The following is a 17899-nucleotide window of genomic DNA, read 5'->3' on the forward strand; positions in this document are numbered from 1 at the left end:
TCCCAATGCACACCATAAAGTGCTATCATACGTGAGTGGAGGACATTGCGTTTGACTATTCAGAGCTTTTCCTTTCCAAAAACTTCTTCATAAAATCGAATTGCTTCCTCCGAACGAGCTTTTGCATATGGTTTGCGTAGCCACTTGTAAAAAGCAAACAGCTTGTTATGCTTATTCTTTATTATATGATACACTATAATAGGGTAGATAATAAATCCTCTGTCACGAGGTAAAACCCTAACGTTATTTGGGACACTAGAATCATCTTGTTCTTCTCCTTCGGGATACTCTTCGTCAAGCTTCCGTCCTATTCTTTTTGAAGCTCTATCCAACCAAGCAAGAATATACTTGTGTAAACAATCTCCATCTTCCTTTATCAGATTCAGCAATAAATCGACATTAACCTTCGCTCCGTTTATTCGCTTTGCAATGATGTTTAACCCAGCTAAATCAGGAAGCGTTTCCTCAATAGATACGCCTGATGATTTTTGTACTTGCTCCATAAACCGAATATAGGCAGGATGCTGAATAAGCTCCTTTATTTCCGTAAAACTCACCATACATTCACTCCTTTTAAAACTTTCTTGAGTTCATACTCTATATATCTATACGAGTCCATAGAGGCATGCCCCCATGGAGTATTTTCCACTAGGAAGTGCACCACTGGTTTTGCAAATTTAGATAGAAAAGTTCATGTGGTGTCCTGTATCGGTTTGTTTGGGAGGTATAGCTATACGAATGTTTTATTCATGAAGATATGTCAACGGTAGAAGATAGCGTACAAATACGTTCTGCAAGGCTCTTATGATATGTGCATGTAATGATGTCTCCTACTGCTTTAGGGATTTACCCCCCAAGAACCTCCTTGTAGAATAGGAGCTCTTTCTTTGCTCTAGCCTTTGCATGTGGCCGGCGCAAAGCCATTAAAAAAGGTAAAACCTCATTGGGCTGATTCTTGATTATATAGAATAACACCACCGGAAATATGGCAAAATCTCTATCGTATGGGAGAAGTACGACATCATCAGGAGCTTCAGATGGGTCTTGCTCTTCTCCTTCTGGAAACTCATCCCCAAGATCATCACCTTTTGAGACTTTATCTACGTATGCGAGAACATATCTATACAAAGATTCTTTCTCTGCACTCAGGAGGTTAAGTAATTCTTTTATACTAACCTTCGACTTGTTTATAACCCTTGCACTAGAGTTCAACATAGCCAACGATGGGAGATTCTCACTCATAGACAATTCCCCCTCTTTTTGTAGCCTTTCAATAAAGCACACATACACTGGATGCTGAATGAATTCCTTTACAGCTGCAATATCTACCATGTTTTTACGCTTTTTATAATTTTATAGAGTTTATAGTTTATATATTTATACGAATCCATAGAGGCATGCCCCCATGGAGTAGCAGGTATTAAATTCCATAGCTCATTCGCCTTAGGGGTTTTTAGTCGCTGTGGTAAAGCCCAATGATGTAATTCCATTGATATATCTTTCGCCTCGAGTCCAACATTAAATTTACTAATCACAACCCTCATCATCGGAGCCTTTCCCTTCTTCATTCGTGCAATGTTTCGAGCAGAGTATTTATGAGGATTAATCAAAGCCTCGCGTTTCCAAAACTTCTTTCGGGCTGTGCTCCAACAATCCAGTCCGAATGGATCCAGCCAAGAATTCGTGTCCTTGACGTAACCATAGAGCGTGGGGTTGTTCCCAGCTATTCGGATTGGATCTTGGCTGATGTAGTTGCCGAGTTCAGGAGAGTAGTAGCGGAAGCGGTTGTAGTACAAGCCTGTTTCCACATCTACATACTGACCTTGGAAGCGGAATGGGATAAAGTCCTTATCCCCTTCAATCATTTGGATGTCGCCATAGATGTCCAGCACACAGTCCCACACCTTGTTTCCTCGGCTATCAAAGGCTTGCGTTGGTGTGCCAAGATGGTCTTGTACAATGCTGTAGCAATCTTCCTCGGTAAACTTCGCCACAGGCGTATAACTTTGTCCGTCATACACCCATGTCGTGACATTCGTTAGTGGTTCAGGACTACTATAGCTATAGCGACCGTACTTATCCTTCTTCCGAATAGGCTTAGTCCAGCTGTGATAGTTCCATTCATGAAGCAGGACATTACCATCCCAAGCATAGCGATAGCGTATGCCTCGGAATTCCTTAAGAGTACGTCTACCGAGAGCATCGTACTCGAAGCTGACTACTTTACCATTAGGAAGACGGACAGACTTGAGCATACCATTCCCATACCACTCGTAAGCTGTATCGCCCTCTTGCCAAGAATAATGCTTCTCTATCTCTTTCTTGCTCAGTTTTCTTCGCATAAAGAGACGATCCAACCAATTCTCGGGAACTCGGTCGGGAGGAGGCTGAAGTATGTTGCGCGGACTCTTGTGGATAAGATTTCCTTCGCTATCATAACGATAGTAATACTGCTCATCTTTGAGGAGACGTCCACTCAGCCCATACTGCCTTTTACTGTATCTTGGCTCGGGATCTCGGTAGAGGTTTCCGAGGAGGTCAGGGGTACGAAAGAGCGATTCCCCCACGTCTTTGGAAGAACGTATCAAGAAACCTAACTCATCGTAGGCATAGATGAGGGATTTACCTGTGAGATTGCAATTAAGAGAGCGCAAGCGATGATTGGGAGCCCATGAATAGCGTCGATATGCGCAGAGCTCTTTGCCGACATAGCTATTACGAGCAGCAAGCATGCCGGCAGAGTCATACTCTGAGCGAACCCGAAGTCCTCCTAAAGCAAAACGTTCAATCTCACGCCCTGCTACATCATACTGAATGCGACTCTCCCAACTTCTTGCTACAGAGAGTTCGGTGTCTACAGATACATGAGCTTCTACAGTATGGAGTAAGCCTTTATCATCATATCCAAACGCCTGCTCTGCACCTAAAGAACTCTTGAGGTGAATACGAGCATCCCACATATCGTATTGCGAATCGACATGGAAATGCTCTTCTGAAGCTGTATAAGGAACAAACTGGCTCTCTCTGATGATACGTCCCTTTCGGTCTCGCTCAAAGAGGACCTCGCTACTGGCATTCTTCGCTGAACTTAAGAGACCATCTTTATCATAACCAAAGCTTTCCCATGTACCATCGGAGTACTCTGCACGGATGACACGCCCCAATGCGTTGTACTCGAATCTTGTCGTACGATTGTCTGGGCGATCTACTCGTACCACTTCGCCTGCTTTGTTAAGGATGAACTCTCGTATAACCCTATCAAAGCCTATTTCCTTATTGATGCGCCCAGCGTCATCACGGAAGAACCGATAATGTTGTCCTTGCTCATTCTTGAAGAGATAAAGCTGCTCCATCTTGTTGTAGAGGAACTCTACCTTTTGTCCGCGCTCTTCTCTTGTGCGAACATTCCCCATAGGGGTATAGCTCAGCTTGATATGTCTATCGCAGTCTTGGACTTCTGTGACATTGTCATAGTTGTCATAATGAAGGGCAATTGTATTGCCATCAGGACGATGAATACGCCTTGTTCTATCTAAAGCATCATACTCAAAGCGTAATGGTGCAATCAAAGGCTCTTGCTCTGTGATTACACGACCTCGATAGTCATACTCCCAACTACGAAGAAGTTCTCCCCCAAGGAAGTAACGGCTGAGATTCCCTTGAGCATCATACTCAAGGTCTATTCTTCGTCCTCCTTTTTCTATCTGGTGGAGGTAACCTTCTTGTGTATAGCTAAGTATACTTACCTGTCCTTCTTCATCGATGATTCGTTTAAGACGATGGGTATGCTCCTTATCATAGATGTAAACTTGCTTCTCTCCTTTGGGAGAGATTATAAGGACAAGACGCTCTTGCTCATCATATATCTGATAGCTGTTTGTTCCATCAGGGTAGCTTGTACCAATCTGATTGCCTCGCTCATCATAGTACCAACCTGTAATACGTCCCTCTGGGTCAATTTCCCGAAAAGGATACATATCTTCGGTGTAGTCAAAGTAGCTTACATTACCAAGAGGATCTACTATCGAGCGAACCAGCTGGTTGGGGTCATAACGATAGATTGTTTCTTGCCCAAGCGCATTCTTCACCACATTATATCCATCCGTAGGGTAATAGTATATCCAACCCTCTTGGTCTCCATGCTCTCCTCGTGTATGGATACAACGACCTTCTTGGTCATACTCCCAATAGAAAGTATTGCCATTGCGGTCAGTCTTGGAAATCATTCGATGATTGAGGTACTCTATGTGAGTCGTCTGATTCAGGGCATCGGTAATGCCTACCATATTTCCCTCGCCATCGTAGTGATAATGCACTAAAGTCTCTAGCTCATCATTGGGATGACGAAGCTCTATTTGACTGATGAATCCTTGTGCATTACTTCGCACATAGAGTCTACGTCCTACAGCATCTGTTATCTGAACTAAAGCATCATAGTTGTACTCAAATCGTATACAATGACCATCAGCATCCAGTATATGTGTGAGATAGTAGCTATCATACNCATCATAACGATAGTAATACTGCTCATCTTTGAGGAGACGTCCACTCAGTCCATACTGCCTTTTACTGTATCTTGGCTCGGGATCTCGGTAGAGGTTTCCGAGGAGGTCTGGGGTACGAAAGAGCGATTCTCCTACATCCTTGGAAGAACGTATCAAGAATCCTAACTCATCATAGGCATAGATGAGGGATTTACCTGTGAGATTGCAATTAAGAGAGCGCAAGCGATGATTGGGAGCCCATGAATAGCGTCGATATGCGCAGAGCTCTTTGCCGACATAACTATTACGAGCAGCAAGCATACCAGCAGAGTCATACTCTGAGCGAACCCGAAGTCCTCCTAAAGCAAAACGTTCAATCTCACGTCCTGCTATATCATACTGAATGCGACTCTCCCAACTTCTTGCTACAGAGAGTTCGGTGTCTACAGATACATGAGCTTCTACAGTATGGAGTAAGCCTTTATCATCATATCCAAACGCCTGCTCTGCACCTAAAGAACTCTTGAGGTGAATACGAGCATCCCACATATCGTATTGCGAATCGACATGGAAATGCTCTTCTGAAGCTGTATAAGGAACAAACTGGCTCTCTCTGATGATACGTCCCTTTCGGTCTCGCTCAAAGAGGACCTCGCTACTGGCATTCTTCGCTGAACTTAAGAGACCATCTTTATCATAACCAAAGCTTTCCCATGTACCATCGGAGTACTCTGCACGGATGACACGCCCCAATGCGTTGTACTCGAATCTTGTCGTACGATTGTCTGGGCGATCTACTCGTACCACTTCGCCTGCTTTGTTAAGGATGAACTCTCGTATAACCCTATCAAAGCCTATTTCCTTATTGATGCGCCCAGCGTCATCACGGAAGAACCGATAATGTTGTCCTTGCTCATTCTTGAAGAGATAAAGCTGCTCCATCTTGTTGTAGAGGAACTCTACCTTTTGTCCGCGCTCTTCTCTTGTGCGAACATTCCCCATAGGGGTATAGCTCAGCTTGATATGTCTATCGCAGTCTTGGACTTCTGTGACATTGTCATAGTTGTCATAATGAAGGGCAATTGTATTGCCATCAGGACGATGAATACGCCTTGTTCTATCTAAAGCATCATACTCAAAGCGTAATGGTGCAATCAAAGGCTCTTGCTCTGTGATTACACGACCTCGATAGTCATACTCCCAACTACGAAGAAGTTCTCCCCCAAGGAAGTAACGGCTGAGATTCCCTTGAGCATCATACTCAAGGTCTATTCTTCGTCCTCCTTTTTCTATCTGGTGGAGGTAACCTTCTTGTGTATAGCTAAGTATACTTACCTGTCCTTCTTCATCGATGATTCGTTTAAGACGATGGGTATGCTCCTTATCATAGATGTAAACTTGCTTCTCTCCTTTGGGAGAGATTATAAGGACAAGACGCTCTTGCTCATCATATATCTGATAGCTGTTTGTTCCATCAGGGTAGCTTGTACCAATCTGATTGCCTCGCTCATCATAGTACCAACCTGTAATACGTCCCTCTGGGTCAATTTCCCGAAAAGGATACATATCTTCGGTGTAGTCAAAGTAGCTTACATTACCAAGAGGATCTACTATCGAGCGAACCAGCTGGTTGGGGTCATAACGATAGATTGTTTCTTGCCCAAGCGCATTCTTCACCACATTATATCCATCCGTAGGGTAATAGTATATCCAACCCTCTTGGTCTCCATGCTCTCCTCGTGTATGGATACAACGACCTTCTTGGTCATACTCCCAATAGAAAGTATTGCCATTGCGGTCAGTCTTGGAAATCATTCGATGATTGAGGTACTCTATGTGAGTCGTCTGATTCAGGGCATCGGTAATGCCTACCATATTTCCCTCGCCATCGTAGTGATAATGCACTAAAGTCTCTAGCTCATCATTGGGATGACGAAGCTCTATTTGACTGATGAATCCTTGTGCATTACTTCGCACATAGAGTCTACGTCCTACAGCATCTGTTATCTGAACTAAAGCATCATAGTTGTACTCAAATCGTATACAATGACCATCAGCATCCAGTATATGTGTGAGATAGTAGCTATCATACCCTTGCTCTGTCCCCAACTGAGTGAAGAGGAATATCTGATGATTGTTATGCTCATAGAGCTTATATCCTTCTGCAATACGTGTTAGCGTGATACGTTCCGCTTTATGGAAGAAGCTATCATCAGGAGCTAACACAGGAAACGTTGCTAGTCGTCCATCGCTCAAACGAAGCGACAGCAGTTCCTCTTCGGGAAGATAAGTAACACGTCTATCATAAGAGCAATGCACTCCATGACCAAGCCAACCTCTATACTGAGAGTCAGAGTACCAACTTCGCTCCCATGATAAAGGAAGCATCGAAGGAAATCCAAAGTCATTCCCTTCATAAATGACAGAGCCATTGATGAGGTTTACAGGTTCAAACCCCTTTTTACACAGCCAATCACTCAGCTTGTTTGGTCCAAAGAGCTTTCGAAGAGCTTTATTAGACTTCTTCAGTGCTGATGTGCTAGCTTTCTTCCCTGCTTTCTTCATTGCCTTGAGCAATGCAGGAGCAAAGCTCAAGAAAGTACTAAAGCCTACACTTGTGGCTAATCCCATCAATGCTCCTCCCCAATCCGGAACATACGGTCCTCCCAATAAGACGGGCTTGCCCGCTGGGATAGGGAGAGGTAGAGAAAATGCCGTCGGGGCAAAGAGTGTGGGAGTAAACTTAAACTTCTTCTTGGCAATCTTGCCTGAACCTGACAAGGGTAACCCCACATCATTACAGGTCATCGTCATATAGGCCTTTGGGCTTAGCCTTGTCCCTTCGGCAAAGACCGTCTCCGAGGCGAAGAAGTTCATACTCTCATGCCCTATAAGCGGAGCCATCACAAATGGTCCAATCAAAGGGATATGTTGTAGTGTTGCTAAAACACCGCTCGTATCGGAAACCCCTCGTTTAACTCCATTGATATGCACACTGCTACCGATGAAAGGCAAATAATCAAAAGGATCTATGACCATCCCTATATAAGGATGGAACATATTCCCCGAGGCGGATAGATGTAGGTCTATCCCCAAAACAGGTGTCCAATGATTATTTACTGGTAGCATAGGCTAACTTTTCAATGAGGGGTATGTTGGGATTCCTGGAAATGCTTCATCGCCTCCTTTGGACTAGCATCCCAATGCACACCATAAAGTGCTATCATACGTGAGTGGAGGACATTGCGTTTGACTATTCAGAGCTTTTCCTTTCCAAAAACTTCTTCATAAAATCGAATTGCTTCCTCCGAACGAGCTTTTGCATATGGTTTGCGTAGCCACTTGTAAAAAGCAAACAGCTTGTTATGCTTATTCTTTATTATATGATACACTATAATAGGGTAGATAATAAATCCTCTGTCACGAGGTAAAACCCTAACGTTATTTGGGACACTAGAATCATCTTGTTCTTCTCCTTCGGGATACTCTTCGTCAAGCTTCCGTCCTATTCTTTTTGAAGCTCTATCCAACCAAGCAAGAATATACTTGTGTAAACAATCTCCATCTTCCTTTATCAGATTCAGCAATAAATCGACATTAACCTTCGCTCCGTTTATTCGCTTTGCAATGATGTTTAACCCAGCTAAATCAGGAAGCGTTTCCTCAATAGATACGCCTGATGATTTTTGTACTTGCTCCATAAACCGAATATAGGCAGGATGCTGAATAAGCTCCTTTATTTCCGTAAAACTCACCATACATTCACTCCTTTTAAAACTTTCTTGAGTTCATACTCTATATATCTATACGAGTCCATAGAGGCATGCCCCCATGGAGTATTTTCCACTAGGAAGTGCACCACTGGTTTTGCAAATTTAGATAGAAAAGTTCATGTGGTGTCCTGTATCGGTTTGTTTGGGAGGTATAGCTATACGAATGTTTTATTCATGAAGATATGTCAACGGTAGAAGATAGCGTACAAATACGTTCTGCAAGGCTCTTATGATATGTGCATGTAATGATGTCTCCTACTGCTTTAGGGATTTACCCCCCAAGAACCTCCTTGTAGAATAGGAGCTCTTTCTTTGCTCTAGCCTTTGCATGTGGCCGGCGCAAAGCCATTAAAAAAGGTAAAACCTCATTGGGCTGATTCTTGATTATATAGAATAACACCACCGGAAATATGGCAAAATCTCTATCGTATGGGAGAAGTACGACATCATCAGGAGCTTCAGATGGGTCTTGCTCTTCTCCTTCTGGAAACTCATCCCCAAGATCATCACCTTTTGAGACTTTATCTACGTATGCGAGAACATATCTATACAAAGATTCTTTCTCTGCACTCAGGAGGTTAAGTAATTCTTTTATACTAACCTTCGACTTGTTTATAACCCTTGCACTAGAGTTCAACATAGCCAACGATGGGAGATTCTCACTCATAGACAATTCCCCCTCTTTTTGTAGCCTTTCAATAAAGCACACATACACTGGATGCTGAATGAATTCCTTTACAGCTGCAATATCTACCATGTTTTTACGCTTTTTATAATTTTATAGAGTTTATAGTTTATATATTTATACGAATCCATAGAGGCATGCCCCCATGGAGTAGCAGGTATTAAATTCCATAGCTCATTCGCCTTAGGGGTTTTTAGTCGCTGTGGTAAAGCCCAATGATGTAATTCCATTGATATATCTTTCGCCTCGAGTCCAACATTAAATTTACTAATCACAACCCTCATCATCGGAGCCTTTCCCTTCTTCATTCGTGCAATGTTTCGAGCAGAGTATTTATGAGGATTAATCAAAGCCTCGCGTTTCCAAAACTTCTTTCGGGCTGTGCTCCAACAATCCAGTCCGAATGGGTCCAGCCAAGAGTTCGTGTCCTTGACATAACCATAGAGCGTGGGGTTGTTCCCAGCCATTCGGATTGGATCTTGGCTGATGTAGTTGCCGAGTTCAGGAGAGTAGTAGCGGAAGCGGTTGTAGTACAAGCCTGTTTCCACATCTGCATACTGACCTTGGAAGCGGAATGGGATAAAGTCCTTATCCCCTTCAATCATTTGGATGTCGCCATAGATGTCCAGCACACAGTCCCACACCTTGTTTCCTCGGCTATCAAAGGCTTGCGTTGGTGTGCCAAGATGGTCTTGTACAATGCTGTAGCAATCTTCCTCGGTAAACTTCGCCACAGGCGTATAACTTTGTCCGTCATACACCCATGTCGTGACATTCGTTAGTGGTTCAGGACTACTATAGCTATAGCGACCGTACTTATCCTTCTTCCGAATAGGCTTAGTCCAGCTGTGATAGTTCCATTCATGAAGCAGGACATTACCATCCCAAGCATAGCGATAGCGTATGCCTCGGAATTCCTTAAGAGTACGTCTACCGAGAGCATCGTACTCGAAGCTGACTACTTTACCATTAGGAAGACGGACAGACTTGAGCATACCATTCCCATACCACTCGTAAGCTGTATCGCCCTCTTGCCAAGAATAATGCTTCTCTATCTCTTTCTTGCTCAGTTTTCTTCGCATAAAGAGACGATCCAACCAATTCTCGGGAACTCGGTCGGGAGGAGGCTGAAGTATGTTGCGCGGACTCTTGTGGATAAGATTTCCTTCGCCATCATAACGATAGTAATACTGCTCATCTTTGAGGAGACGTCCACTCAGTCCATACTGCCTTTTACTGTATCTTGGCTCGGGATCTCGGTAGAGGTTTCCGAGGAGGTCTGGGGTACGAAAGAGCGATTCTCCTACATCCTTGGAAGAACGTATCAAGAATCCTAACTCATCATAGGCATAGATGAGGGATTTACCTGTGAGATTGCAATTAAGAGAGCGCAAGCGATGATTGGGAGCCCATGAATAGCGTCGATATGCGCAGAGCTCTTTGCCGACATAACTATTACGAGCAGCAAGCATACCAGCAGAGTCATACTCTGAGCGAACCCGAAGTCCTCCTAAAGCAAAACGTTCAATCTCACGTCCTGCTATATCATACTGAATGCGACTCTCCCAACTTCTTGCTACAGAGAGTTCGGTGTCTACAGATACATGAGCTTCTACAGTATGGAGTAAGCCTTTATCATCATATCCAAACGCCTGCTCTGCACCTAAAGAACTCTTGAGGTGAATACGAGCATCCCACATATCGTATTGCGAATCGACATGGAAATGCTCTTCTGAAGCTGTATAAGGAACAAACTGGCTCTCTCTGATGATACGTCCCTTTCGGTCTCGCTCAAAGAGGACCTCGCTACTGGCATTCTTCGCTGAACTTAAGAGACCATCTTTATCATAACCAAAGCTTTCCCATGTACCATCGGAGTACTCTGCACGGATGACACGCCCCAATGCGTTGTACTCGAATCTTGTCGTACGATTGTCTGGGCGATCTACTCGTACCACTTCGCCTGCTTTGTTAAGGATGAACTCTCGTATAACCCTATCAAAGCCTATTTCCTTATTGATGCGCCCAGCGTCATCACGGAAGAACCGATAATGTTGTCCTTGCTCATTCTTGAAGAGATAAAGCTGCTCCATCTTGTTGTAGAGGAACTCTACCTTTTGTCCGCGCTCTTCTCTTGTGCGAACACTCCCCATAGGGGTATAGCTCAGCTTGATATGTCTATCGCAGTCTTGGACTTCTGTGACATTGTCATAGTTGTCATAATGAAGGGCAATTGTATTGCCATCAGGACGATGAATACGCCTTGTTCTATCTAAAGCATCATACTCAAAGCGTAATGGTGCAATCAAAGGCTCTTGCTCTGTGATTACACGACCTCGATAGTCATACTCCCAACTACGAAGAAGTTCTCCCCCAAGGAAGTAACGGCTGAGATTCCCTTGAGCATCATACTCAAGGTCTATTTTTCGTCCTCCTTTTTCTATCTGGCGGAGGTAACCTTCTTGTGTATAGTTAAGTATACTTACCTGTCCTTCTTCATCGATGATTCGTTTAAGACGATGGGTATGCTCCTTATCATAGATGTAAACTTGCTTCTCTCCTTTGGGAGAGATTGTAAGGACAAGACGGTCTTGCTCATCATATATCTGATAGCTGTTTGTTCCATCAGGGTAGCTTGTACCAATCTGATTGCCTCGCTCATCATAGTACCAACCTGTAATACGTCCCTCTGGGTCAATTTCCCGAAAAGGATACATATCTTCGGTGTAGTCAAAGTAGCTTACATTACCAAGAGGATCTACTATCGAGCGAACCAGCTGGTTGGGGTCATAACGATAGATTGTTTCTTGCCCAAGCGCATTCTTCACCACATTATATCCATCCGTAGGGTAATAGTATATCCAACCCTCTTGGTCTCCATGCTCTCCTCGTGTATGGATACAACGACCTTCTTGGTCATACTCCCAATAGAAAGTATTGCCATTGCGGTCAGTCTTGGAAATCATTCGATGATTGAGGTACTCTATGTGAGTCGTCTGATTCAGGGCATCGGTAATGCCTACCATATTTCCCTCGCCATCGTAGTGATAATGCACTAAAGTCTCTAGCTCATCATTGGGATGACGAAGCTCTATTTGACTGATGAATCCTTGTGCATTACTTCGCACATAGAGTCTACGTCCTACAGCATCTGTTATCTGAACTAAAGCATCATAGTTGTACTCAAATCGTATACAATGACCATCAGCATCCAGTATATGTGTGAGATAGTAGCTATCATACCCTTGCTCTGTCCCCAACTGAGTGAAGAGGAATATCTGATGATTGTTATGCTCATAGAGCTTATATCCTTCTGCAATACGTGTTAGCGTGATACGTTCCGCTTTATGGAAGAAGCTATCATCAGGAGCTAACACAGGAAACGTTGCTAGTCGTCCATCGCTCAAACGAAGCGACAGCAGTTCCTCTTCGGGAAGATAAGTAACACGTCTATCATAAGAGCAATGCACTCCATGACCAAGCCAACCTCTATACTGAGAGTCAGAGTACCAACTTCGCTCCCATGATAAAGGAAGCATCGAAGGAAATCCAAAGTCATTCCCTTCATAAATGACAGAGCCATTGATGAGGTTTACAGGTTCAAACCCCTTTTTACACAGCCAATCACTCAGCTTGTTTGGTCCAAAGAGCTTTCGAAGAGCTTTATTAGACTTCTTCAGTGCTGATGTGCTAGCTTTCTTCCCTGCTTTCTTCATTGCCTTGAGCAATGCAGGAGCAAAGCTCAAGAAAGTACTAAAGCCTACACTTGTGGCTAATCCCATCAATGCTCCTCCCCAATCCGGAACATACGGTCCTCCCAATAAGACGGGCTTGCCCGCTGGGATAGGGAGAGGTAGAGAAAATGCCGTCGGGGCAAAGAGTGTGGGAGTAAACTTAAACTTCTTCTTGGCAATCTTGCCTGAACCTGACAAGGGTAACCCCACATCATTACAGGTCATCGTCATATAGGCCTTTGGGCTTAGCCTTGTCCCTTCGGCAAAGACCGTCTCCGAGGCGAAGAAGTTCATACTCTCATGCCCTATAAGCGGAGCCATCACAAATGGTCCAATCAAAGGGATATGTTGTAGTGTTGCTAAAACACCGCTCGTATCGGAAACCCCTCGTTTAACTCCATTGATATGCACACTGCTACCGATGAAAGGCAAATAATCAAAAGGATCTATGACCATCCCTATATAAGGATGGAACATATTCCCCGAGGCGGATAGATGTAGGTCTATCCCCAAAACAGGTGTCCAATGATTATTTACTGGTAGCATAGGCTAACTTTTCAATGAGGGGTATGTTGGGATTCCTGGAAATGCTTCATCGCCTCCTTTGGACTAGCATCCCAATGCACACCATAAAGTGCTATCATACGTGAGTGGAGGACATTGCGTTTGACTATTCAGAGCTTTTCCTTTCCAAAAACTTCTTCATAAAATCGAATTGCTTCCTCCGAACGAGCTTTTGCATATGGTTTGCGTAGCCACTTGTAAAAAGCAAACAGCTTGTTATGCTTATTCTTTATTATATGATACACTATAATAGGGTAGATAATAAATCCTCTGTCACGAGGTAAAACCCTAACGTTATTTGGGACACTAGAATCATCTTGTTCTTCTCCTTCGGGATACTCTTCGTCAAGCTTCCGTCCTATTCTTTTTGAAGCTCTATCCAACCAAGCAAGAATATACTTGTGTAAACAATCTCCATCTTCCTTTATCAGATTCAGCAATAAATCGACATTAACCTTCGCTCCGTTTATTCGCTTTGCAATGATGTTTAACCCAGCTAAATCAGGAAGCGTTTCCTCAATAGATACGCCTGATGATTTTTGTACTTGCTCCATAAACCGAATATAGGCAGGATGCTGAATAAGCTCCTTTATTTCCGTAAAACTCACCATACATTCACTCCTTTTAAAACTTTCTTGAGTTCATACTCTATATATCTATACGAGTCCATAGAGGCATGCCCCCATGGAGTATTTTCCACTAGGAAGTGCACCACTGGTTTTGCAAATTTAGATAGAAAAGTTCATGTGGTGTCCTGTATCGGTTTGTTTGGGAGGTATAGCTATACGAATGTTTTATTCATGAAGATATGTCAACGGTAGAAGATAGCGTACAAATACGTTCTGCAAGGCTCTTATGATATGTGCATGTAATGATGTCTCCTACTGCTTTAGGGATTTACCCCCCAAGAACCTCCTTGTAGAATAGGAGCTCTTTCTTTGCTCTAGCCTTTGCATGTGGCCGGCGCAAAGCCATTAAAAAAGGTAAAACCTCATTGGGCTGATTCTTGATTATATAGAATAACACCACCGGAAATATGGCAAAATCTCTATCGTATGGGAGAAGTACGACATCATCAGGAGCTTCAGATGGGTCTTGCTCTTCTCCTTCTGGAAACTCATCCCCAAGATCATCACCTTTTGAGACTTTATCTACGTATGCGAGAACATATCTATACAAAGATTCTTTCTCTGCACTCAGGAGGTTAAGTAATTCTTTTATACTAACCTTCGACTTGTTTATAACCCTTGCACTAGAGTTCAACATAGCCAACGATGGGAGATTCTCACTCATAGACAATTCCCCCTCTTTTTGTAGCCTTTCAATAAAGCACACATACACTGGATGCTGAATGAATTCCTTTACAGCTGCAATATCTACCATGTTTTTACGCTTTTTATAATTTTATAGAGTTTATAGTTTATATATTTATACGAATCCATAGAGGCATGCCCCCATGGAGTAGCAGGTATTAAATTCCATAGCTCATTCGCCTTAGGGGTTTTTAGTCGCTGTGGTAAAGCCCAATGATGTAATTCCATTGATATATCTTTCGCCTCGAGTCCAACATTAAATTTACTAATCACAACCCTCATCATCGGAGCCTTTCCCTTCTTCATTCGTGCAATGTTTCGAGCAGAGTATTTATGAGGATTAATCAAAGCCTCGCGTTTCCAAAACTTCTTTCGGGCTGTGCTCCAACAATCCAGTCCGAATGGATCCAGCCAAGAATTCGTGTCCTTGACGTAACCATAGAGCGTGGGGTTGTTCCCAGCTATTCGGATTGGATCTTGGCTGATGTAGTTGCCGAGTTCAGGAGAGTAGTAGCGGAAGCGGTTGTAGTACAAGCCTGTTTCCACATCTACATACTGACCTTGGAAGCGGAATGGGATAAAGTCCTTATCCCCTTCAATCATTTGGATGTCGCCATAGATGTCCAGCACACAGTCCCACACCTTGTTTCCTCGGCTATCAAAGGCTTGCGTTGGTGTGCCAAGATGGTCTTGTACAATGCTGTAGCAATCTTCCTCGATAAACTTCGCCACAGGCGTATAACTACCACCGTCATAGACCCATGTCGTGACATTCGTTAGTGGTTCAGGACTACTATAGCTATAGCGACCGTACTTATCCTTCTTCCGAATAGGCTTAGTCCAGCTGTGATAGTTCCATTCATGAAGCAGGACATTGCCATCCCAAGCATAGCGATAGCGTACGCCTCGGAATTCCTTAAGCGTACGTCTACCGAGAGCATCGTACTCGAAGCTGACGACTTTACCATTAGGAAGACGGATAGACTTGAGCATACCATTCCCATACCACTCATAAGTTGTATCGCCCTCTTGCCAAGAATAATGCTTCTCTATCTCTTTCTTGCTCAGTTTTCTTCGCATAAAGAGACGATCCAACCAATTCTCGGGAACTCGGTCGGGAGGAGGCTGAAGTATGTTGCGCGGACTCTTGTGGATAAGATTTCCTTCGCCATCATAACGATAGTAATACTGCTCATCTTTGAGGAGACGTCCACTCAGCCCATACTGCCTTTTACTGTATCTTGGCTCGGGATCTCGGTAGAGGTTTCCGAGGAGGTCAGGGGTACGAAAGAGCGATTCCCCCACGTCTTTGGAAGAACGTATCAAGAAACCTAACTCATCGTAGGCATAGATGAGGGATTTACCTGTGAGATTGCAATTAAGAGAGCGCAAGCGATGATTGGGAGCCCATGAATAGCGTCGATATGCGCAGAGCTCTTTGCCGACATAGCTATTACGAGCAGCAAGCATGCCGGCAGAGTCATACTCTGAGCGAACCCGAAGTCCTCCTAAAGCAAAACGTTCAATCTCACGCCCTGCTACATCATACTGAATGCGACTCTCCCAACTTCTTGCTACAGAGAGTTCGGTGTCTACAGATACATGAGCTTCTACAGTATGGAGTAAGCCTTTATCATCATATCCAAACGCCTGCTCTGCACCTAAAGAACTCTTGAGGTGAATACGAGCATCCCACATATCGTATTGCGAATCGACATGGAAATGCTCTTCTGAAGCTGTATAAGGAACAAACTGGCTCTCTCTGATGATACGTCCCTTTCGGTCTCGCTCAAAGAGGACCTCGCTACTGGCATTCTTCGCTGAACTTAAGAGACCATCTTTATCATAACCAAAGCTTTCCCATGTACCATCGGAGTACTCTGCACGGATGACACGCCCCAATGCGTTGTACTCGAATCTTGTCGTACGATTGTCTGGGCGATCTACTCGTACCACTTCGCCTGCTTTGTTAAGGATGAACTCTCGTATAACCCTATCAAAGCCTATTTCCTTATTGATGCGCCCAGCGTCATCACGGAAGAACCGATAATGTTGTCCTTGCTCATTCTTGAAGAGATAAAGCTGCTCCATCTTGTTGTAGAGGAACTCTACCTTTTGTCCGCGCTCTTCTCTTGTGCGAACATTCCCCATAGGGGTATAGCTCAGCTTGATATGTCTATCGCAGTCTTGGACTTCTGTGACATTGTCATAGTTGTCATAATGAAGGGCAATTGTATTGCCATCAGGACGATGAATACGCCTTGTTCTATCTAAAGCATCATACTCAAAGCGTAATGGTGCAATCAAAGGCTCTTGCTCTGTGATTACACGACCTCGATAGTCATACTCCCAACTACGAAGAAGTTCTCCCCCAAGGAAGTAACGGCTGAGATTCCCTTGAGCATCATACTCAAGGTCTATTCTTCGTCCTCCTTTTTCTATCTGGTGGAGGTAACCTTCTTGTGTATAGCTAAGTATACTTACCTGTCCTTCTTCATCGATGATTCGTTTAAGACGATGGGTATGCTCCTTATCATAGATGTAAACTTGCTTCTCTCCTTTGGGAGAGATTATAAGGACAAGACGCTCTTGCTCATCATATATCTGATAGCTGTTTGTTCCATCAGGGTAGCTTGTACCAATCTGATTGCCTCGCTCATCATAGTACCAACCTGTAATACGTCCCTCTGGGTCAATTTCCCGAAAAGGATACATATCTTCGGTGTAGTCAAAGTAGCTTACATTACCAAGAGGATCTACTATCGAGCGAACCAGCTGGTTGGGGTCATAACGATAGATTGTTTCTTGCCCAAGCGCATTCTTCACCACATTATATCCATCCGTAGGGTAATAGTATATCCAACCCTCTTGGTCTCCATGCTCTCCTCGTGTATGGATACAACGACCTTCTTGGTCATACTCCCAATAGAAAGTATTGCCATTGCGGTCAGTCTTGGAAATCATTCGATGATTGAGGTACTCTATGTGAGTCGTCTGATTCAGGGCATCGGTAATGCCTACCATATTTCCCTCGCCATCGTAGTGATAATGCACTAAAGTCTCTAGCTCATCATTGGGATGACGAAGCTCTATTTGACTGATGAATCCTTGTGCATTACTTCGCACATAGAGTCTACGTCCTACAGCATCTGTTATCTGAACTAAAGCATCATAGTTGTACTCAAATCGTATACAATGACCATCAGCATCCAGTATATGTGTGAGATAGTAGCTATCATACCCTTGCTCTGTCCCCAACTGAGTGAAGAGGAATATCTGATGATTGTTATGCTCATAGAGCTTATATCCTTCTGCAATACGTGTTAGCGTGATACGTTCCGCTTTA

General features: G+C 43.7%; 9 protein-coding genes. All 9 read right to left on the reverse strand.

Going from position 1 to position 17899, the window contains the following annotated elements; translation table 11 throughout:
- Positions 1–59: 59 nt before the first annotated feature.
- Positions 60–503 carry a hypothetical protein gene (locus BQ2633_RS09615; RefSeq protein WP_176720118.1) on the reverse strand — a complete coding sequence of 148 codons (444 nt, stop codon included), beginning with the start codon at positions 501–503 and terminating at the stop codon, positions 60–62.
- A gap of 343 nt (positions 504–846) precedes the next feature.
- Positions 847–1332: a hypothetical protein gene (locus BQ2633_RS09620; RefSeq protein ID WP_075566732.1), complete on the reverse strand. Its 486-nt coding sequence runs from the start codon at positions 1330–1332 to the stop codon at positions 847–849.
- Positions 1326–7613: an RHS repeat-associated core domain-containing protein gene (locus tag BQ2633_RS09625; protein WP_083234025.1), complete on the reverse strand. Its 6288-nt coding sequence runs from the start codon at positions 7611–7613 to the stop codon at positions 1326–1328. The genes BQ2633_RS09620 and BQ2633_RS09625 overlap by 7 nt, the downstream gene beginning before the upstream one ends.
- Before the next feature lie 128 nt (positions 7614–7741).
- Entirely contained in the window at positions 7742–8185 is a 444-nt protein-coding gene (locus BQ2633_RS09630) for a hypothetical protein (protein ID WP_176720118.1), read from the reverse strand.
- Positions 8186–8528: 343 nt separating this feature from the next.
- Positions 8529–9014: a hypothetical protein gene (locus tag BQ2633_RS09635; RefSeq protein WP_075566732.1), complete on the reverse strand. Its 486-nt coding sequence runs from the start codon at positions 9012–9014 to the stop codon at positions 8529–8531.
- Positions 9008–13153 (reverse strand): RHS repeat-associated core domain-containing protein, encoded by a 4146-nt coding sequence (locus tag BQ2633_RS09640; RefSeq protein ID WP_176720121.1) that lies wholly within the window; start codon positions 13151–13153, stop codon positions 9008–9010. Before BQ2633_RS09640 ends, BQ2633_RS09635 begins: the two co-directional genes overlap by 7 nt.
- Before the next feature lie 197 nt (positions 13154–13350).
- Entirely contained in the window at positions 13351–13794 is a 444-nt protein-coding gene (locus BQ2633_RS09645) for a hypothetical protein (protein ID WP_176720118.1), read from the reverse strand.
- A gap of 343 nt (positions 13795–14137) precedes the next feature.
- Positions 14138–14623 (reverse strand): hypothetical protein, encoded by a 486-nt coding sequence (locus BQ2633_RS09650; protein WP_075566732.1) that lies wholly within the window; start codon positions 14621–14623, stop codon positions 14138–14140.
- Positions 14617–17899 (reverse strand): RHS repeat-associated core domain-containing protein (locus BQ2633_RS09655; RefSeq protein ID WP_075566745.1); only part of this gene is annotated, 3283 nt, incomplete at its 5' end. The genes BQ2633_RS09655 and BQ2633_RS09650, both read right to left, overlap by 7 nt.

The organism is Ihuprevotella massiliensis, assembly GCA_900095835.1.
GTDB classification, from domain to species: Bacteria; Bacteroidota; Bacteroidia; order Bacteroidales; family Bacteroidaceae; genus Alloprevotella; species Alloprevotella massiliensis.

Bases quoted from the DNA above. Each gene is read 5' to 3' on its own strand.
- BQ2633_RS09615 (WP_176720118.1), bottom strand. From the start codon at position 503: ATGGAGCAAGTACAAAAATCATCAGGCGTATCTATTGAGGAAACGCTT.
- BQ2633_RS09620 (WP_075566732.1), bottom strand. From the start codon at position 1,332: ATGGTAGATATTGCAGCTGTAAAGGAATTCATTCAGCATCCAGTGTAT.
- BQ2633_RS09630 (WP_176720118.1), bottom strand. From the start codon at position 8,185: ATGGAGCAAGTACAAAAATCATCAGGCGTATCTATTGAGGAAACGCTT.
- BQ2633_RS09635 (WP_075566732.1), bottom strand. From the start codon at position 9,014: ATGGTAGATATTGCAGCTGTAAAGGAATTCATTCAGCATCCAGTGTAT.
- BQ2633_RS09640 (WP_176720121.1), bottom strand. From the start codon at position 13,153: ATGTTCCATCCTTATATAGGGATGGTCATAGATCCTTTTGATTATTTG.
- BQ2633_RS09645 (WP_176720118.1), bottom strand. From the start codon at position 13,794: ATGGAGCAAGTACAAAAATCATCAGGCGTATCTATTGAGGAAACGCTT.
- BQ2633_RS09650 (WP_075566732.1), bottom strand. From the start codon at position 14,623: ATGGTAGATATTGCAGCTGTAAAGGAATTCATTCAGCATCCAGTGTAT.